Origin of the sequence: Phycicoccus jejuensis (genome assembly GCF_044797865.1) — a bacterium.
In the GTDB taxonomy this organism is placed as follows: domain Bacteria; phylum Actinomycetota; class Actinomycetes; order Actinomycetales; family Dermatophilaceae; genus Phycicoccus; species Phycicoccus jejuensis.
Map to the genome: position 1 here is coordinate 1,267,829 of NZ_CP085209.1, position 18,118 is coordinate 1,285,946.

At 74.2% G+C, this 18,118-nt stretch carries 16 protein-coding genes and 1 riboswitch; of the genes, 8 read left to right on the forward strand and 8 right to left on the reverse strand.

All coding sequences use genetic code 11. The features are described from left to right. The first annotated feature begins 140 nt into the window (after positions 1–140). Positions 141–300: riboswitch (cyclic di-AMP (ydaO/yuaA leader) on the forward strand. Positions 301–303: 3 nt separating this feature from the next. The 4 genes from LG324_RS06060 to LG324_RS06075 all read left to right on the forward strand — a co-directional run bounded on the left by LG324_RS06060 (position 304) and on the right by LG324_RS06075 (position 5,368). Continuing rightward, entirely contained in the window at positions 304–1,098 is a 795-nt protein-coding gene (locus LG324_RS06060; protein WP_404352502.1) for a C40 family peptidase, read from the forward strand. 214 nt (positions 1,099–1,312) lie between these two features. Beyond that, on the forward strand, positions 1,313–1,810 hold the full coding sequence (locus tag LG324_RS06065; protein WP_404352503.1) for a DUF3253 domain-containing protein: 498 nt from the start codon (positions 1,313–1,315) through the stop codon (positions 1,808–1,810). Between the two features lie 73 nt (positions 1,811–1,883). Continuing rightward, entirely contained in the window at positions 1,884–3,704 is a 1,821-nt protein-coding gene (locus LG324_RS06070; RefSeq protein WP_404352505.1) for an ABC transporter ATP-binding protein, read from the forward strand. Positions 3,705–3,760: 56 nt separating this feature from the next. Then, positions 3,761–5,368, forward strand: a complete 1,608-nt coding sequence (locus LG324_RS06075) for a phytoene desaturase family protein (RefSeq protein WP_404352506.1) — start codon at positions 3,761–3,763, stop codon at positions 5,366–5,368. On the opposite strand, the gene LG324_RS06080 is transcribed toward LG324_RS06075, so the two are convergent. Further along, positions 5,355–5,852 carry an SRPBCC family protein gene (locus tag LG324_RS06080; RefSeq protein ID WP_404352508.1) on the reverse strand — a complete coding sequence of 166 codons (498 nt, stop codon included), beginning with the start codon at positions 5,850–5,852 and terminating at the stop codon, positions 5,355–5,357. The two genes, LG324_RS06075 and LG324_RS06080, sit on opposite strands and share 14 nt — an antisense overlap. A 204-nt stretch (positions 5,853–6,056) precedes the next feature. Between LG324_RS06080 and LG324_RS06085 the strand changes: the two genes are divergently transcribed. The 4 genes from LG324_RS06085 to LG324_RS06100 all read left to right on the forward strand — a co-directional run bounded on the left by LG324_RS06085 (position 6,057) and on the right by LG324_RS06100 (position 9,155). Beyond that, positions 6,057–6,836 carry a sigma-70 family RNA polymerase sigma factor gene (locus LG324_RS06085; RefSeq protein WP_404352509.1) on the forward strand — a complete coding sequence of 260 codons (780 nt, stop codon included), beginning with the start codon at positions 6,057–6,059 and terminating at the stop codon, positions 6,834–6,836. A gap of 339 nt (positions 6,837–7,175) precedes the next feature. Next, complete coding sequence (locus tag LG324_RS06090) at positions 7,176–7,463, forward strand: hypothetical protein (protein WP_404352510.1); 288 nt, start codon at positions 7,176–7,178, stop codon at positions 7,461–7,463. 217 nt (positions 7,464–7,680) lie between these two features. Continuing rightward, complete coding sequence (locus LG324_RS06095) at positions 7,681–8,169, forward strand: SDR family oxidoreductase (RefSeq protein ID WP_404352511.1); 489 nt, start codon at positions 7,681–7,683, stop codon at positions 8,167–8,169. A 134-nt stretch (positions 8,170–8,303) separates the two neighbouring features. After that, positions 8,304–9,155, forward strand: a complete 852-nt coding sequence (locus LG324_RS06100; protein ID WP_404352513.1) for an ANTAR domain-containing protein — start codon at positions 8,304–8,306, stop codon at positions 9,153–9,155. Between the two features lie 108 nt (positions 9,156–9,263). Here the strand turns inward: LG324_RS06100 and LG324_RS06105 are convergent, their stop codons facing one another. From LG324_RS06105 to LG324_RS06135, 7 genes are all read right to left on the reverse strand, one after another. Then, positions 9,264–9,998: a GAF and ANTAR domain-containing protein gene (locus LG324_RS06105; RefSeq protein ID WP_157577568.1), complete on the reverse strand. Its 735-nt coding sequence runs from the start codon at positions 9,996–9,998 to the stop codon at positions 9,264–9,266. Between the two features lie 80 nt (positions 9,999–10,078). Further along, positions 10,079–12,448, reverse strand: a complete 2,370-nt coding sequence (gene ppsA / locus LG324_RS06110) for a phosphoenolpyruvate synthase (protein ID WP_404352514.1) — start codon at positions 12,446–12,448, stop codon at positions 10,079–10,081. 91 nt (positions 12,449–12,539) lie between these two features. Then, positions 12,540–13,379, reverse strand: a complete 840-nt coding sequence (locus LG324_RS06115; protein ID WP_404352515.1) for a pyruvate, water dikinase regulatory protein — start codon at positions 13,377–13,379, stop codon at positions 12,540–12,542. A gap of 4 nt (positions 13,380–13,383) precedes the next feature. Continuing rightward, positions 13,384–14,037: a lactate utilization protein C gene (locus tag LG324_RS06120; protein WP_404352516.1), complete on the reverse strand. Its 654-nt coding sequence runs from the start codon at positions 14,035–14,037 to the stop codon at positions 13,384–13,386. Continuing rightward, entirely contained in the window at positions 14,034–15,503 is a 1,470-nt protein-coding gene (locus tag LG324_RS06125) for a lactate utilization protein B (RefSeq protein ID WP_404352518.1), read from the reverse strand. Before LG324_RS06125 ends, LG324_RS06120 begins: the two co-directional genes overlap by 4 nt. Then, complete coding sequence (locus LG324_RS06130; RefSeq protein ID WP_242525928.1) at positions 15,500–16,201, reverse strand: (Fe-S)-binding protein; 702 nt, start codon at positions 16,199–16,201, stop codon at positions 15,500–15,502. Before LG324_RS06130 ends, LG324_RS06125 begins: the two co-directional genes overlap by 4 nt. Before the next feature lie 65 nt (positions 16,202–16,266). Continuing rightward, positions 16,267–18,030, reverse strand: coding sequence for an L-lactate permease (locus LG324_RS06135; protein ID WP_404352519.1), 1,764 nt, complete (start codon positions 18,028–18,030; stop codon positions 16,267–16,269). Positions 18,031–18,118 lie beyond the last annotated feature (88 nt).

The following is an 18,118-nucleotide window of genomic DNA, read 5'->3' on the forward strand; positions in this document are numbered from 1 at the left end:
GAGCCCAAGAACAGCCTGAGAGAACACGCAGTCACCTTTTTGTGACCTTCCCGTGACCACTGTTATGGTCGTCGCGGTCGCCGACCCGGACGACGACCACCACCGACGGGCCCGCCGAGTCCTGCCCCCGTCGAAGGGTCAACTCTCACGAGCCGCTGGCAGGAGCGGGGGAACCACTTTCGGCGTCGCGACCTCGGTCGGGACGCCTTGGGGTGAAGCCGGAACGGTCCTCGGACCGCGACGGCCGGGCAACCTCAGCCCGAACCCGACAGCTCACCTCGTAGGCATCTGAGAGGTCCATCCGTGTCTGAGCACACCCACGGCCGGCATCGCCAGGCCGCGCGCTACAACCCTGTCTCCGAGCTGTCGACCATCGTCAAGGCCGCCGGTGAGACCGGGGCCCGCGTCTCCGCCGTCCTCGCCGCCTCCGGTGGCCTCGTCGCCACCTTCGCGCTCCCGGCCCACGCCGCCGACGCGCGGACCGAGGCCGCCACCCACACGACGACCACGACCGTCGCGCCGGCCTCGCTGCGCGCCGCGGCCGCCACCCCGGCCGTCGTCGCCCCGGCCGTGGCCGCGCCGACCGTCAAGCCGACGGCGACCTTCGGGGTCGCCGGCGTGCGGGCCGTCGCCAAGCCGAAGCCCAAGCCCAAGCCGAAGCCGGTCGTCCTGGCCGCCACGAAGGCCCCCGCGTCCTCCTCGGCCCGCTCCGAGAGCGGCGCCAGCCGCTCGACCCAGCGTCAGCCCGTCTCGAACGTCGCGCAGTCGGCGAGCGGCGTCGTCAACATCGCCCGCACGCTCCTGGGCATCCCGTACGTCTACGGCGGCACGACGACCGCCGGGTTCGACTGCTCGGGCTTCACCTCGTACGTCTTCGCCAAGGCCGGCGTCTCGCTGCCGCGCACCGCGGCGGCCCAGCAGGCCGCGGCGACCCCGGTCAGCAACCCGCAGCCGGGCGACCTCGTGTTCTTCGGCTCCCCGGCCTGGCACATGGGCATCTACACCGGCAACGGGATGATGATCGACTCGCCGAAGCCCGGCAAGTCGACCTCCGAGCGTCCCGTCTTCTCCGGGGTCAGCGGCTACGGCCGCTTCTGACCCCTCTCCGGGGTCGGCGGCCACGACCGCTGCTGACCCCTCTCCGGGATCGGCGGCCACGACCGCTTCTGACCCCTCTCCGGGGTCGGCGGCCACGACCGCTGCTGACCCCCACGACCTCGGCGCCCCGGACCTCCCTGCCCGTCCGGGGCGCCGTGCCGTGCCCAGGGCCGCTCCCGCCCTCGCAGAGCCCGCGGACGCGTAGCGTGCCGGGATGGCCCCCGACCGCGACGACGTCGAGCGCACCCCCGACGGTCGCTACCTCGTCGTCGACGGTCGCCGGTGGCGGGCCAGCGACCCCGGCATCCCCGACACCCTGCGCGCCGAGCTCGTCGCGGAGCTGATGTCCGCGCGCCGGGCCGTGCGCACCGAGGGTGACGCCGCGCGCCACCGCGTGCAGGACGCCAAGGTCGCGCTCGGGGAGCGGGGTGAGCCGTGGTGGGACGAGCCGTCGGCCGCCGGGCTGGCCGAGCGGATGGTGGCGACGGCCCGGGTCCTCCTGCGGCACCGGCCCGAGGGCACGACCTGCCCGAGCGAGGTCGCCCGCGTGGTCGGCGGCGAATCCTGGCGACCGCTCACCGCCCGGGTGCGCGCCCTCGTGCACGACCGGACCGGGGGCGGCGAGCTGGAGGTGCTGCAGCGCGGCGAGCCGGTCGACCGCGACGCGCGGGGGCCGGTCCGCATCGGCCGGGGCCCGCGCTTCCCGGGCTGACCGCCGCACGCCGGGCGCCCGGGAGGCCCGTCCGCCCGCTCGGTTAGGGTGCCCTCACCCGTGCGGCCGGTCCGTGCGCCACGCCCCGACCCGCGAGGACCCGTTGCCCGAGCTGCCCGCCCCGCCCACCCGTCCGCTCGCCGCCCTCTGGGGCCGCTACCGCCGCCACCGCGGCCGGTTCGTGCTCGCGGTCGCGGTCTCGACGGTCAACAAGGTCGCCGACGTCGTGCCCGAGCTGCTCATCGGGGCCGCCGTCGACGTGGTCGTCCGCGGCGACGCCTCGTTCGTCGGGGAGCTGCTCGGTGTCGAGTCGCGCCAGGCGCAGCTGGTCTGGCTGGCGGTCGTCAACGCCGTCGTGTGGGTGGTCGAGTCCGCGAGCGAGTACGTCGCCGCACTGCTCTTCCGCGGCCTCTCGCAGGCGGTCGAGCACGACCTGCGGGTCGACGCCTACGACCACGCGCAGCGCCTCGACCTGCGCTGGCACGAGGGGCGTGCCTCCGGCGCGACGCTCGCCACCGTCAACGACGACGTCAACCAGCTCGAGCGCCTGCTCGACGTCGGCTTCCCCGCCATCTGGCAGACGGCGCTCAACGTCGTCGTCGTCGGGGTGGTCTTCGCGGTCGCGTCGTGGCAGCTGCTGCTGCTGGCGTTCCTGCCCATCCCCGTCATCGTCGTCGCGTCGCTGCGCTACCAGCGCGTCCTCGAGCCGTACTACCTCACCGTGCGCGAGGGCGTCGCGCGCCTGTCCGGGGTGCTGTCGGCCAACCTCGGCGGGCTCGCGACGATCAAGGCGTTCACCGCCGAGGCGCGCGAGCGGGACCGGGTGCGCGAGGCGTCCGTGGCCTACCGCGACGCCAACGTCGAGACGATCCGCCGGTCGGCGGCCTTCGTCCCGCTCGTGCGGATGGCGATCCTCGCCGGCTTCACGTGCACGCTGCTCGTCGGCGGTCTCTCGGTGCTCGACGGTGGCCTCGCGGTCGGCCTCTACTCCGTCCTCGTGTTCATGACCCAGCGGCTGCTCTGGCCGCTCACGGAGGTCGCGACGGTGCTCGACCTCTACCAGCGCGGCCGCGCCTCGACGGCCCGCATCCTCGCCCTGCTCGCCGTCCCGGTCGAGGTCGACGAGGGCGAGCACGAGCTCGTGCGGCCCGTCCGCGGCGAGCTCGAGCTGCGCGGCGTCCGGGCGGGCTACGCCGACGGGCCGGACGTCCTCCACGGCGTCGACCTGCGCGTCCCGGCCGGCGAGACCCACGCACTCGTCGGGACGACCGGGTCGGGCAAGTCGACCATCCTGCGGCTGCTGCTGCGCTTCGACGACCCGCGCGCGGGCGTGGTGCTCGTCGACGGCGTCGACGTGCGCGGCCTCACCTGGGCCTCGCTCCGGGGCTCGATCGGGTACGTCGCGCAGGAGGTGCACCTCTTCGCCGGCTCCGTCGCCGAGAACCTCGAGTACTCGCGCCCCGGGGCGACCCGCGCGCAGCTGGAGCAGGCCGTGCGGCACGCCGCCGCCGACGACGTCGTCGACCGGCTGCCCGGGGGGCTCGACGGCGAGGTCGGCGAGCGGGGTCTCACGCTCTCCGGCGGCCAGCGCCAGCGGCTCGCCCTCGCGCGGGCCCTCCTGCGGGAGCCGGCCGTCCTCCTCCTCGACGAGGCGACGAGCGCCGTCGACACCGAGACCGAGGCGGCCATCCAGCGCTCGGTGCGAGAGGCCAGCGCCGGGCGGACCGCCCTCGTCGTGGCCCACCGGCTCTCGACGGTGCGGCACGCCGACCGGATCTGGGTCATCGACGCCGGGCGGGTCGCCGAGTCCGGCACGCACGACGATCTCGTGGCCTCCGGTGGGCGCTACGCGGCGCTGTGGGCGGTCCAGACCGGCGAGGCGGGGCTGCCGTGACGCGGCCCCGGTGGTCCCGGAGTTTTCGTCCGGTGGTGGACGGGTAGCGCCCACCCGTGGACACCTGTGACGCCGTCGTCGTCGGGGCCGGGCCGAACGGGCTCGTCGCCGCCATCGCCCTCGCCGACGCCGGCTGGGACGTCCTGCTCCTCGAGGCGCAGGACGAGCTCGGCGGCGCCGTCAAGAGCGCCGAGGTGCTGGCGCCCGGGGTGGTCACCGACCTCTACAGCGCCTTCTACCCCCTCGCCGCCGCGAGCCCGGTCATCCGCGACCTCGGCCTGGAGTCCCACGGGCTGACCTGGCGCCGCTCGCCGGACGTCCTCGCGCACGTGCTGTCCGACGGACGGTGCGCCGTCATGCACGACGACCCCGACGGCACCGCCGCCCGGCTCGACGAGGACGCCCCCGGCGACGGCGAGGCCTGGCTGCGGATGGTGCGGCAGTGGCAGCGGCTGCGCGACCCGCTGCTCGACGCCCTCTTCACGACCTTCCCGCCGGTGCGCCCCGGCGTGCGGCTGGCCCGCGCGCTCGGCGCCGCGGAGGCCCTCGACCTCGTCCGCCGTCTCGCGCTGCCGGTGCGTCGGCTCGCCGCGGAGGAGTTCCGCGGGACGGACGCGGGGCTGCTGCTCTCGGGCAACGCCGCGCACACCGACGTGCCGCCGGACGCCGCGGGCAGCGCGCTCTACGGCTGGCTGCTCAGCATGCTCGGGCAGGACGTCGGCTACCCCGTGCCGGAGGGCGGCGCGGGCCGGCTGTCCGGGGCGATGGCCGCGCGCTTCCGGGCCGCCGGCGGTCGGGTGATGACGGGGGCCGCCGTCGAGCGGGTCGAGCTGCGTGGTCGGCGCGCGACCGGCGTCGTGCTGGCGGACGGACGCCGGGTGCGGGCCCGCCGGGCGGTCGTCGCCGACGTCTCTGCCCCGGCGCTGTTCGGCCGGATGCTCCCCGCCGGGGCGCTGCACCCCCGGCTGCGTGAGCGGCTCGAGCGCTTCGAGTGGGACCCCTCGACCCTCAAGCTGAACTGGGCTCTCTCGCAGCCGGTCCCGTGGGCGGCGGACGGGGCGCGGCAGGCCGGCACGGTGCACCTCGGGGTCGACGCCGACGGCCTCGTCCAGTCGTCGGCCGCGCTGACGACGGGTCGGCTGCCGTCGCCGCCCTTCGTCCTCTTCGGCCAGATGGGCGTCGCCGACCCGACGCGCTGCCCGCCCGGGACCGAGACCGCGTGGGGGTACACGCACCTGCCGCGCTCCCTCGGCGACGACGCCGGGGCCGTCGCCGCGCAGGTCGAGGCGGTCGAGGACGCCGTCGAGGCGGTGGCCCCCGGCTTCCGCGACGCCGTCACGGCGCGGCTCGTCCAGACCCCGACGGACCTCCAGGCGGCGGACGCCAACCTCGACCTCGGGGCCCTCAACGGGGGCTCGTCGGCCCTGCACCACCAGCTGTTCCTGCGGCCGGTCCCCGGTCTCGGCCGCCCCGAGACGCCGGTCGACCGGCTCTACCTCGCGTCCGCGTCGGCGCACCCCGGGGGCGGGGTGCACGGGGCCTGCGGGTGGAACGCGGCCCGGGCGGCGCTCGACGCGCAGGGGCCGGTCGGTGCCGCGCGGCGGGCGCTGACCCGTACCGTCTGGCACCGCGTGCTGGGGCCGGAGCGCGTCAGCCCCCGCTGACCGCCCGCCCCGGGTGCGGCCGGCCGGTCGGGTCGCGGCGTTCGGCGAGCAGCGCCAGCCGGCGCAGCGACTCGACGTTGCGCGGGTGGATGGCCGCCTGCCGCAGGGGCACCGGGAGGACGCGGGACGGGCCACTCACGACGTCCTCGCGCAGGCTGAGCCTGGTGCCGTCCCCGGCGGGCGTGAGCTCGAGCAGGACGTGGGCCTCGCCGAGGGGCCATCCTCGGGCGCGCAGCAGGAGCATGCGGCCGGGGTCGCTGTCCTCGACCTCGGTGTTGTCCGACAGCAGGAGCGGCCACACCCCGACGCTGTGCTCGATGCGCGTGCCGACGGCCGGCCAGCCGGGGTCGACCGCACGCACCCGGGCGGCGCCGACGACCCAGGTCGGGTAGGCCCAGCCGTCGGCGAGCACGGCCCACACGTCCTCGGGTCGCGCGGCGACGGTGTGGTGGACGGGGGGCCGGTGGGCGGCGGGGGTCGTCATGCGCTGGGCGGTACCCCTGACCTCTCGCCGGAAACGCACCTGCGGGGCCGTGCCCTGCCGGTGGGCTCCCGGAGCGGGTCGAGAACTCCGCGTCACCAAACCCCCGTCCGGGGCCCATCCGTGGCACCGTCGAGGTATCGGTCCAGACCCGGCCGCGTCGCGGGTCAGACAGAGTGCCCTCCTTCTCCCTGATGGAGGACAGCCATGTCCAAGACCCTTCGTTCCACTGTCACCGGCGAGCGCGACCAGGTCGTCGAAGGCCTCCTCGACCGCGTCTCCGTCACGACGGATCCTGCTGAGCAGCGACGGCTGCGCGCCCAGGTCGTGGAGGAGATGCTCCCGCTCGCCGACGGTCTGGCTCATCGCTACTCCGGGCGGGGCATCGAGCGGGACGACCTCGAGCAGGTCGCCCGGACGGCTCTCGTCGCCGCCGTGGACCGCTACCACCCCGACTCCGGGGCGGGTTTCGTCGCGTTCGCCGTCCCGACGATCGCCGGTGAGCTCAAGCGCCACTTCCGGGACTGCGGCTGGGTCGTGCGGCCGCCCCGTCGCGTGCAGGAGCTGAGGGCCGAGGTCGTCGTGGCCGAGGAGAGCCTGCGCCACCGGCTCGGACGCGAGGCGACGGTCGCCGAGGTCGCGGACCTGATGGAGTGCGAGCCTGCCGACGTCGAGTCGGCACGGCTGTGCGGCAGCGGTTTCCGTCCAGCATCGCTCGATGCCCCGGTGCTGGCCGGCGGGACGGAGGGCGACCGGCTGGCCGACGTCGGGGACTTCTACCACCGCTTCGAGCTGCACACCGACCTGCGGCTGGCCCTGGACTCGCTCGGGGAGCGGGACCGCCGGGTGGTGCGGCTGCGCTTCGTGGAGGAGCTGACGCAGTCCGAGATCGGGTCGATGCTCGGGGTCAGCCAGATGCAGGTGTCGCGCATCCTGTCGCGCATCCTGCGCCAGCTGCGGGGGAGCCTGGACGTCGTGGCCGCCTGACGAGGGGCGAGTCCGGCCGGCGGGGTGCGGCCTGAGGCCGGCTGAGAGCGCCGGGTGGATGTGTGCCGTCCCGGGATCCATGCGCTCCGGAAGGATTCCCTTGCCGCTCGCAAGGAGTGGTTGCGGGTGGAAGGGAAACCTTGCCGCGTGGAAGGGACCTTGCCGGATGGAAGGGAAACCTTGCCGCGTGGAAGGGAAACCTTCCGGAGGGTGAGGATGTCGGGGGAGTGGTGTTTCCGTCCCTCCCGCCGGGGTATTTGCTCGTCGCCACACCGGTGCGGAGCCGGGGCGCCGCGAGGAGGACGAGGTCGGGATGATGACGACGACGGTGGGGGCGGCATGAGTGCCGCAGCCCGGCTCAGCGACGTGGGAGCCGCCTCGTGCCGCCGGTGCGGCCGCCTGGTGGCGATGCTCCGCGCCGAGGTGCCCCTGGTCCCGCGCGCCTCACCCTCGCTCTACTGGGCCGACTCGATGCGCGAGTGTCGGTGTGAGACAACTCTGCCCCCTCGACCTTCGTCGCTGCCGTCCTCGATCCGCGTCCGCCTGCGGGAGGTGGTCGCCGCCTCGGCCGGGGCCCGACCCTGGGAACAGCTCGTGACCCGCGAGCCGCTCGAGATCCTCGTCTGAGGCCATCCCGACCGGACCGCCCCCGGCGGGGCGGACGCGTCCGGTCGAAGTGTGACGCGACACCCGACGGGTAGTGGCAGGACGGCGCCGTCGGTCCGGGCAGTGCCCCTCGACCCAGGAGCACCCCGATGACCCAGATCCCCGCCCAGGAGCAGCAGTGGCCGGGCACGACCGCCGCCCTCGACCCCCGACCGGACCACGGCGAGACGTCGTGCTCGTGAGCAACGCGGCCTTCCAGGTGACGCACGACGGTCACGAGGACTTCCCGCCCGAGCAGGTCGAGCGGACCTTCGCGACGAACGTCTTCGCGACCTTCTGGCTGGTCCGCGAGCTGGCACGCGACCTCGAGGAGTCGCAGGGCTCGGTGGTCGTCACGACCTCCGTCCAGGCCTATCAGCCGGGCGAGCAGCTGCTGGACTACGCGGCGACGAAGCCCGCCCTCAACAACCTCGTCGTCAACCTCGCCCAGGAGCTCGGCCCGCGGGGGATCCGCGTCAACGCGGTCGCCCCCGGTCCCATCTGGACCCCGCTCATCCCGGCGACGATGCCGGCCGACGCCGTCGAGGGCTTCGGCGCGCAGACGCCGCTCGGGCGGGTCGGCCAGCCGGTCGAGGTGGCCGCGGCCTTCGTCTTCCTCGCCTCCGACGAGGCGAGCTACGTGTCCGGGAGCGTGCTCGGCGTCACCGGCGGCAAACCCGTGTTCTGACCCTGAGGCCGACCCCGGGCCCGGTGCGGTGCCGCAGGCGTCGGGTCCTGTCGGTGCGCTCGCCTACGCTGTCCGACGAGCGTGGCGGGTCCAACCCACGGCCCAGCCGCGCCGGCCACACCCGGCAGGACCCGATGCCCCGTCCCACCGTGCACGAGCCCCACGACCCGCACCACCGCACCGACCCGCACCACCCCCGTCCGACGCCGTCGCCGACCCCGCCGGCCCTCGCGACCCTCTTCCCCGGCCACGACCGGACCTCGACCCTCGTGCGCCGCGTGGACTGGGCGGCGACGCCCGTCGGCGACCCCGACGGCTGGCCCCCGGAGCTCACGGCGGCCGTCCGCACCCTGCTGCCGGCCACGGTCCCGATGCTCCTGTGCTGGGGCGAGGACCTGGTGCAGCTCCACAACGACGCCTTCCGCGAGCTCTGCGGGCCCGAGGATCCCGACGTGATGGGACGCCGCGCGGCGGATGCCTGCTCGCCGGCGTGGGCGGCGCTCGGCGCACGGGTGCGACGCGTGCTCGCCGAGGGAGTCGCGGTCCACGAGGACGCGCTGCCGCTCGTGCTCGACCGCCACGGCCGGCCCGAGCAGGTGTTCTGGTGCTGCTCCGTCAGCCCGGTGCGGTCCGCGGTGGGTGGGGTGCTGGGCGTCCTCGTCGTCGTCACCGACGTGACGGCGCTGGCCCGTGAACGGTCCCGCTCCGCCGAGCTGGAGGAGCTCGTGGACGAGCAGGGACGTCACGTCACCGAGGCCGAGACCCGGGCCGACCACCTCGCCGTCGCCCTCCGGAGCAACCGCACCATCGGGATGGCCGTCGGGGTGCTCATGGCCCGGCGGCGGCTGCCGGCCGAGGCCGCCTTCGAGCTGCTGCGCCGGCTGAGCACGACCCGCAACCGCAAGCTGCGCGACCTCGCCGAGACGGTCGTGCACACCGGCGACCTCCCGGTCCTCGACGACCGCCCGGCCTCGCGGCCACGCTGACGGGTGGCCACCCGCCCGGCCGCTGCTTGACCCGGCGGGTGGCCGCCCTATCGATGACCTGCCCGGACGGGGGCAGGCCCAAACGTGCAGGCGGCCCGCCGTTCGCGGTCAGGGGAGGTCGCCGGTGTCGGCGACCTCGCTCGCGAGGTCCCGGATCTTGCGGTTCGTGGCCTGGCTGGCGACGCGGAGCATCGCGAAGGCCTCCTCACGGGTCACCCGGTGGCGGGCCATGAGGACGCCCACGGCCACCCCGATCTCCCGGTTGCTGTCGAGCGCCCGCAGGAGGTTCTCGGAGCGCTCGTGGGCGAGGTACGCGGCGACGAGCAGCGAGCACTGGGTGGCGAGCAGCAGCGCCTGGCGCAGCGACTCCGCCCCGAACGCGTCCTCACGCGTGGAGTAGATGTTGAGGGCGGCCACCGTGTCGGTGCCGTCGACGAGTGTCAGGCGCTGGGCCAGGACGCTGCCGACACCCACCTCGGCGTGGACCCGGCGACCGTACTCGGGCCACCGGGCGTCCTCGTGGACGCGGCGGGTCAGGAAGACGTGGTCCTCGACGACGGCGTCGACGCACGGGCCGGACCCGATGTCGTACTGCACCTGGTCGGCGGCCAGGGCCTCGTCGTGCGAGGTCGCGAGGGTGGTCAGCGACTCCGAGCGCATCGCCGTGATGCTGCACCACTCGGCCCCGGGGACGACCTCGACCCCCCGGCGCACCAGCTCACCGAGCAGGCGGCGCGTCCCGAGGCCGTCCGGCCGGAGGCGGCCCTCCTCCAGCAGGTCCGAGACGAGGTCGAGCACGTCGGCGCCACCGTTGCGCGGGGAGCGGGCGGTCGGGGGTGTCATCGGGTCCTCCGCGGGTGGCGTCGACGGGTGCACCCTCCGTTCTACCGGGTCCGTCCGCCGACCGGGGCCCGCGGGTCGCCTCAGCCGCGCTTGGCCAGACGCAGCCAGGTGTCGACGACGGTGTCGGGGTTGAGGGACATCGACTCGATGCCCTCGTCGACGAGCCACTCGGCGAGGTCGGGGTGGTCCGAGGGCCCCTGGCCGCAGATGCCGACGTACTTGCCGCGCTCGCGGCAGGCGCGGATGGCCATCGACAGCAGGGCCTTGACCGCGGGGTCGCGCTCGTCGAAGGAGCCGGCGACGAGCGAGGAGTCGCGGTCGACGCCGAGCGTCAGCTGCGTGAGGTCGTTGGACCCGATCGAGAAGCCGTCGACGTGGTCGAGGAAGGCGTGGGCGTTGACGGCGTTCGAGGGCAGCTCGCACATCATGACGACCTGGAGGTCGTTCTTCCCGCGCTCGAGACCGTGCTGCGCCAGCAGTGCGATGACGCCCTCGGCCTCGGCGACGGTGCGCACGAACGGGATCATGATCTTGACGTTGGTCAGGCCCATCTCGTCACGGACGTGGCGCAGCGCCTCGCACTCCATCGCGAAGCACTCGGCGAAGTCGTCCGAGAGGTAGCGCGCCGCGCCGCGGTACCCGAGCATCGGGTTCTCCTCGTGCGGCTCGTAGCGCTCGCCGCCGAGGAGGCCGGCGTACTCGTTGGACTTGAAGTCCGACAGGCGCACGATGACCGGCTCGGGCGCGAAGGCGGCCGCGAGCATCGCGACGCCCTCGGCGAGGCGCTGGACGAAGTACTCGCGCGGTCCGGCGTAGGCGGCGATGCGCTCCTCGATCTCCTGCTTGACGCCCGGCTCCTGGTCGTCGAGCTCGAGCAGCGCACGCGGGTGGATGCCGATCTGCCGGTTGACGATGAACTCGGTGCGCGCCAAGCCGATCCCGCGGTGGGGCAGGCGCGAGAACTCGAACGCCTGCTCGGGCGTGCCGACGTTCATCATGATCTTCGTCGGGATCTCGGGCATCTCGTCGAGCGTGGTCTCGGAGACGGTGAACTCGCGCAGGCCGTCGTAGACGAACCCGGTGTCGCCCTCGGCGCACGAGACGGTGACCTCGCGGCCGTCCGCGAGCTCGTGGGTGGCGGTGCCGGTGCCGACGACCGCGGGGATCCCGAGCTCGCGCGCGATGATCGCCGCGTGGCAGGTGCGCCCGCCACGGTTGGTGACGATGGCGCTGGCGCGCTTCATGATCGGCTCCCAGTCGGGGTCGGTCATGTCGGCGACGAGGACCTCGCCGGGCCGGAAGTCGTGCATCGCCCCGATGTCGGTGAGGACGCGCACGGACCCGGCGCCGATCTTCTGGCCGATGGCGCGGCCCTCGACGACGACCGGGCCACGCTCCTCGAGCCGGAAGCGCTGCTGCACACCGCCGGCCGCGCGCGACTTGACGGTCTCGGGCCGTGCCTGGAGGACGTACAGCTTCCCGTCGACCCCGTCGCGGCCCCACTCGATGTCCATCGGGCGGCCGTAGTGCTCCTCGATGCGCAGGGCGGTGCGCGCGAGCTCGGTCAGCTCGTCGTCGGTCAGGCTGAGGCGGCGCTGCTCGGCCTCGTCGACGGGGACGAACTCGGTGGTCCGGCCGACCGTCGCGTCCTGCGTGTAGACCATCTTCGTGGCCTTGGCGCCGACGCCGCGCTTGAGGATCGCCGGGCGGTCGGCGCGCAGCGCGGGCTTGTGGACGTAGAACTCGTCGGGGTTGACGGCGCCCTGGACGACGCCCTCGCCGAGGCCGTAGGCGCTCGTGATGAACACCGCGTCCTCGAAGCCCGACTCGGTGTCGATGGTGAACATGACGCCCGAGGCGCCGATGTCGGAGCGGACCATCCGCTGGACCCCGGCCGAGAGGGCGACGACGTCGTGGTCGAAGTCGCTGTGCACCCGGTAGGCGATCGCGCGGTCGTTGTAGAGCGAGGCGAAGACGAGGCGGATGGCGTGCAGGACGTTGTCGATGCCGCGGACGTTGAGGAAGGTCTCCTGCTGGCCGGCGAACGACGCGTCCGGCAGGTCCTCGGCGGTGGCGCTGGAGCGGACGGCGAAGCTCGCCTCGTCACCGGCCTCACCGGCGAGGCGCTCGTAGGCCGCGCGGATGTCGCGGTCGAGGTCCTCGGGGAAGGGCTGCGCCTCGACGGCCTCGCGGATCTCGCGGCCGACCTCGGCCAGGCGCCGCGTGTCGTCGACGTCGAGGTCGGCGAGCAGGCCGGAGATGCGCTCGGCGAGCCCGGTCTCGCCGAGGAAGGCCCGGTAGGCGTCCGCGGTCGTGGCGAACCCGTCGGGGACGGCGACGCCGGCGGCCGAGAGGTGCTGGACCATCTCGCCGAGCGAGGCGTTCTTGCCGCCCACGGACTCGACGTCGTCGAGGCCGAGCTCGCGGAACCAGCGGACGGTGGTGGTCATGGCGGGGGTCCTTCCGGGGACGGGGCGCGGGGTGGGGCGGTGGTCGTGCGGGTGGCCGGGGTGGCGGCGAGGGACAGGATGGCAGCCCGGGTCAGCCGGAGCCCTTGAGCTGGCGCGTGTGCATGATCACGGCCGCCATCTCCTCGACGGACATCCCGGCGGAGTTGATGACCGGTAGCCGGTGCGCCCGGTAGAGCTCCTCGGCGCGCTTGAGCTCCCACGAGCACTGCCGGAGGGAGGCGTAGGGGGAGTCGGGTCGGCGCTCGCTGCGCACCTGGCTGAGACGCGCCGGCGTGGAGGTCAGCGCGACGCAGCGGTCGAGATAGGGGCGCACCGCCTCCGGCAGCTCGCTGGCGCGCAGGTCCTCGTCGACGAGCGGGTAGTTGGCGACCTTCACCCCGTGTTGCAGGGCGAGGTAGAGCGACGTCGGCGTCTTGCCGCAGCGCGACGGGGCGACGAGGATCAGCTCCGCGTGCTGGAGGTTGCGCAGGCTGGCGCCGTCGTCGTGCTCGAGCGAGAAGTCGATGGCCTTCATCCGGCGCTCGTAGCGGTGGATGTCGCCGAGCCCGTGCAGGGCCGGCACCTTGGGGCTGGCGTTGACGTGGAGGACCCGCTCGACGATGTCGAGGTGGCTGCCGAAGAGGTCGATGAACGCGCAGCGGGTGCCGCGCAGGACGTCACGCAGCTCTGCGTCTGCGACGCTCGAGAAGACGATGGGCGTCGTCGACTCGGTGACCGCGTCGTCGAGCTCCTCGACGACCCGGTGGGCCTGCTCGACGGTCGTGATGAACGGGATCTTCCGGCGCACGAAGTCGACGGTCGGGAACTGGTTGATGATGAGGTTCCCCAGCGTCTCGGCCGAGATGCCGGTGCCGCCGGCCAGGAAGAACACCGGTGTGGGGGAGGCCTGCTCGTCGTCGGCAGCAGTCATCCGGTCAGACCTCCTCGTCGACGAGCACGACGACGAGGGTACGCGGCCCGTGGACGCCCTCGACGCGCTCGAGCTCGATGTCGCTCGTCGCGCTCGGTCCGCTGACCCACGTCAGGGGTCGCGCGAGGCCCGGCTCGGGACGCAGCCGCCCGACCGCCTCGGGGACGTCGTGGACGACCTGCCCGGCGCGCACGACGCAGACGTGCACGTCGGGGACGAGGGTGAGGGCGCGGCGCCCCTGGTCGGCCGCGTGGTCGAGGACGACGGTGCCGGTCACGGCGATGCCGACGGCCGCCGCGGTGACGACGGCGTCGACCGCGTCGAGCTCGGCGTCGACCCGGACGTCGGCCTCGTCGAGCACGCGGACGACCTCCGTCGCCGCCCCCCGCCACGCGGGGTCGAGGCCGGTGGGCAGGACGGCTGTGGCACAGCCCTGTTGCCGCAAGGCGTCCGCCACGGCCCCGGCGACACCGGACGCCGCGACCCGGACGACCTGCGCCCGGTAGGCGGCGACGTTCTCGGCGAAGAGGTCGAGGGTGGCCGCCCGCCCGGGGGAGGTCTCCTCGACGACGGCGGTCGGGGCGCGGTCGGCCGGCGTCGTGACGACGTCGGCGGTGGCGCCGCGCACCCGCGCGAGGATCTCGTCGCGCGCGCTCATCGGGACCCCTCCCCGCGCTCGCGGGCCCACCACTGCCGGAAGGTCTCGGTCGGTGGGGTCGGCACGTCCCGGGCGTCGGTCCACGCACCGAGCCCCGGCACCGCCCGTACCGTGCGGCCACCGATGACGCGACCCGCGGTCGTCGCGGCCCGCTGCGCGGCCGCGAGCCGCTTCGGGTCCGACAGCACCCACGCGGCGGCGGCCATCGCGGCCGACTCGGCGGTGCGGCCCTCCTGCTCGACGACCCGCCCGCGCAGCTCGACGAGCAGCTCGGGGATGTCGATGCGCACGGGGCACGCGTCGAAGCACGCGCCGCAGAGGCTGGAGGCGTAGGGCAGCGACTTGTCGACCTCGCTCGTCGTCCCGCGCAGCTGGGGGTTGAGGACGGCGCCGATCGGGCCGGGGTAGACCGAGCCGTAGGCGTGGCCGCCGGTGCGCTCGTAGACCGGGCAGACGTTGAGGCAGGCCGAGCAGCGGATGCAGCGCAGCGCCTGGCGGCCGACGCGGTCGGCGAGGACGTGGCTGCGGCCGTTGTCGAGGAGGACGACGTGGACGTCCTGGGGTCCGTCGCCGTCGTGGGCGCCGCTCCACATCGTCGTGTACGGGTTCATCCGCTCGCCCGTGCTCGAGCGGGGGAGCAGCTGGAGCATCGGCGCGAGGTCGTCCCACCGGGGCAGGACCTTCTCGATGCCGACGACGGTGACGAGCGTCTCGGGCAGCGTGAGGCACATCCGCCCGTTGCCCTCGGACTCGACGACGACGAGCGTGCCGGTCTCGGCGACGGCGAAGTTGGCCCCCGAGACCGCGACCTTCGCGCGGAGGAACTTCTCGCGCAGGTGCAGCCGCGCGGCCTCGGCCAGGCGGGCGGGCTCGTCGGTGAGGTCCTCCGGCGCGGGGCGACCGACCGCGGCCATCTCGCGGCGGAAGATGTCGCGCACCTCGCTGCGGTTGCGGTGGATGGCCGGCACGAGGATGTGGCTCGGCCGGTCGTGCCCGAGCTGGACGATGAGCTCGGCGAGGTCGGTCTCCCAGGCGTTGACCCCGGCGGCCTCGAGCGCCTCGTTGAGCTCGATCTCCTGGGTGGCCATCGACTTCACCTTGACGACCTCGTCGACCTGCTGGTCCCGGACGATGCCGAGGACGATCGCGTTGGCCTCGGCGGCGTCGCGCGCCCAGTGCACGGTCGCGCCGTTCGCGGTGAGGCTCGCCTCGAGCTGCTCGAGGTAGTCGCCGAGGTGGGCGAGCGCCTCGTCCTTGGCCTCGGCGCCGGCGACGCGCAGCGCCTCCCACTCGGGCACCTCGGCGACGACGCGGGCCCGCTTGTCGCGGATCGTGTGCGTCGCGTGCCTGAGGTTGCGGCGCTGCTGGGTGTTGGCCAGTGCCTCGCGGGCGGCGGTGGGGAACTTCGGCATCCCGACGAAGACAGGCGAGGTCTGCTGGACGGGGCCGGGGGTGGTCGTGGTCATGCCGGGTCCTCCTCGGTCGAGGCGAGGACCTCGGCCAGGTGCAGGTGGCGGACGCCGGCGCGCTGCCGGCCGAGGATGCCCCCGATGTGGGCGAGGCAGGAGTTGTCGCCGGCGACGAGGACCTCGGCGCCGGTGCCGACGACGGCCCGGGCCTTGTCCGAGCCCATCGCGACCGACACGTCGGCGTTCTTCATCGCGAAGGTGCCGCCGAACCCGCAGCACTCGGTGGCGCCGGGCAGCTCGACGAGGTCGATGCCCCGCACCGCCCGCAGGAGCTGCAGCGGCCGGTCGCCGACCCGCAGCATCCGCAGCGAGTGGCAGGTCGGGTGGTAGGTGACGCGGTGCGGGAACCACGCGCCGACGTCGGTGACGCCGAGGACGTCGACGAGCAGCTCCGAGAGCTCGAGCACCTTGGGGACGGTGTGCTCCACCCGGCTCGCGAGCCGGTCGTCGCCGGCGAGCTCGACGATGCCGCGGTGCTGGTGGCGGACCGAGCCGACGCACGACCCGGACGGCGCGACGACCGCGTCGTAGCCCTCGAAGACGTCGACGAAGCGGCGCACCAGCGGCAGGGCCTTCGCCCCGTAGCCGGTGTTGGTGAGCATCTGGCCGCAGCAGGTCTGCGCCTGGGGGAACTCGACCGTGCAGCCGAGCCGCTCGAGGAGCCGGACGGTGGCCTTGAGCGTGCCGGGCCACATCGTGTCGTTGAAGCAGGTGGCGAACAGCGCGACCCGCAGGTCGGTGCCGGGGCGGGCGAGCGCGCTCACGGGAGCATCCACGCCAGGACGGTCGACTGCAGGCCCACGAGGAGGCACATCGCGAGGATCAGGCCGACGCTCCATGGCAGAACCCTACGGAGGATGTCGGCCTCGCGCCCGAGCAGGCCCACGCTGGTCGCGGCGATCGTCAGGTTCTGCGGGCTGATCATCTTGCCGACCACGCCGCCGGAGGTGTTCGAGGCGACGAGGAGCGTCGGGTCGATGCCGGCCGTCTGCGCGGCGCTCTGCTGGAGCGTGGCGAAGAGGGCGTTGGCGCTCGTGTCGGACCCGGTGACGGCCGTGCCGATCCAGCCGAGGGTCGGGCTGAGGTAGGCGAACAGGGCGCCGGTGCCGGCGATCCAGGTGCCGATGACGATGGTCTGCCCCGAGAAGTTCATGACGTAGGCGAGCGCGAGCATCGAGGCGACGGTGAGGAACGCCCAGCGCATGCGGTGCGCGACGGCCCAGGCCTCGGCGGCCCAGCCGCGCATCCCGACGGCGTACACGGCGGCGACGGCGAGCGAGCAGAGCAGGAGCATCGTGCCGGGCGAGCTGAGCCACGGCAGCGTGTAGGTCGTGGCCGCGCTCGGCGAGCCCTTGAGGGTGAGGACCTCGCCGGAGAGGCCCGGCCAGGGCACCTTGACGTCGGTGCCGACGAGCCAGGTCTTGACCGGGGTGACGAGCTTCGCGACGCCGAAGACGACGATGACGAGGAGGTAGGGGAGCAGGGCCATCGTGATGCGGCCCGGGGTGAGGTCACGCGAGCGGGCCGCGAGGGCGTCGGCCGAGACGGCGTGGGCGTCGGCGGGCGGGGTGACGTCGGCCGACCCGGGGGCGCCGACGGTCGCGAGCTCGCGCTCGCGCTCGACCTGCATCGTCGCGAGGGCGGTCTCGCGGCCCCGGGGCCGCCACGCCTTGAGGAAGAGGACGGCGGCGGCGAGGCCGGCGAGCGAGGCGATGATGTCGGTCAGCTCGACCGAGACGTACGTCGCGGCGAACCACTGCGCGACGGCGAAGGTCAGCCCGACGACGACCGCGACCGGCCAGGTCTCGCGCACCCCACGACGCCCGCCGGCCATGAGGACGAGCAGGAGCGGGACGAAGGCGGCGAGCACCGGGGTCTGGTGCCCGACGTACGCGCCGATCTCGTGGTACGGGATGCCGGTCAGGGTGCCCGCGGTGATGATCGGGGTGCCGACGGCGCCGAAGGCGACGGGCGCGGTGTTCGCGAGGAGGACGACCGCGGCGGCGCGCAGCGGCGAGAAGCCGAGGGCCATGAGCATGACGCCGGTGATGGCGACGGGGGCGCCGAAGCCGGCGAGCGCCTCGAGCAGGCCGCCGAAGCAGAAGGCGATGATGATCGCCTGGATGCGCGGGTCGTCGCTGATGAGGTGGAAGGTCGCGCGCAGGTCCTCGAAGCGACCCGAGCGCACGGTCACCTGGTAGAGCAGGATCGCCGTGAAGACGATCCACATGATCGGGAAGAGGCCGAAGGCGGCGCCCTGCGTGGCCGAAAGCGCCGCGAGGTGCACGGGCATCCCGAAGGCGAGCGAGGCGACGAGCACCGCGACCGCGACCGCCGTGAGGCCGGCCCAGTGGGCCTTCCAGCGCAGCACCCCGAGGGTGACGAAGACCGTCACGAGGGGGAGGAGGGCGACGAGTGCGGAGAGGGTGAGGCTGCCGCCCACCGGGGTGAGCTCCGGGCGGAACTGCGTCGGGACGGCCAGGGCCGTCGCCGGTCCGGTCGTCGTCACTGCGGTCAGGGTCATCGGGTCCTCCGGTCGCACGTCTCTGGGCGGGGGTCCTGAATGGTCAGACCATTCGGGATGCGATGACGGTAGGGCCGGGTCCGTGGCG

Bases quoted from the DNA above. Each gene is read 5' to 3' on its own strand.
- LG324_RS06125 (WP_404352518.1), bottom strand. From the start codon at position 15,503: ATGACCACGACCACCCCCGGCCCCGTCCAGCAGACCTCGCCTGTCTTC.
- LG324_RS06120 (WP_404352516.1), bottom strand. From the start codon at position 14,037: ATGAGCGCGCGCGACGAGATCCTCGCGCGGGTGCGCGGCGCCACCGCC.
- ppsA (WP_404352514.1), bottom strand. From the start codon at position 12,448: ATGACCACCACCGTCCGCTGGTTCCGCGAGCTCGGCCTCGACGACGTC.
- LG324_RS06065 (WP_404352503.1), top strand. From the start codon at position 1,313: ATGGCCCCCGACCGCGACGACGTCGAGCGCACCCCCGACGGTCGCTAC.
- LG324_RS06135 (WP_404352519.1), bottom strand. From the start codon at position 18,030: ATGACCCTGACCGCAGTGACGACGACCGGACCGGCGACGGCCCTGGCC.
- LG324_RS06085 (WP_404352509.1), top strand. From the start codon at position 6,057: ATGTCCAAGACCCTTCGTTCCACTGTCACCGGCGAGCGCGACCAGGTC.
- LG324_RS06105 (WP_157577568.1), bottom strand. From the start codon at position 9,998: ATGACACCCCCGACCGCCCGCTCCCCGCGCAACGGTGGCGCCGACGTG.
- LG324_RS06100 (WP_404352513.1), top strand. From the start codon at position 8,304: ATGCCCCGTCCCACCGTGCACGAGCCCCACGACCCGCACCACCGCACC.
- LG324_RS06115 (WP_404352515.1), bottom strand. From the start codon at position 13,379: ATGACTGCTGCCGACGACGAGCAGGCCTCCCCCACACCGGTGTTCTTC.
- LG324_RS06090 (WP_404352510.1), top strand. From the start codon at position 7,176: ATGAGTGCCGCAGCCCGGCTCAGCGACGTGGGAGCCGCCTCGTGCCGC.
- LG324_RS06130 (WP_242525928.1), bottom strand. From the start codon at position 16,201: ATGTGGCCCGGCACGCTCAAGGCCACCGTCCGGCTCCTCGAGCGGCTC.
- LG324_RS06080 (WP_404352508.1), bottom strand. From the start codon at position 5,852: ATGACGACCCCCGCCGCCCACCGGCCCCCCGTCCACCACACCGTCGCC.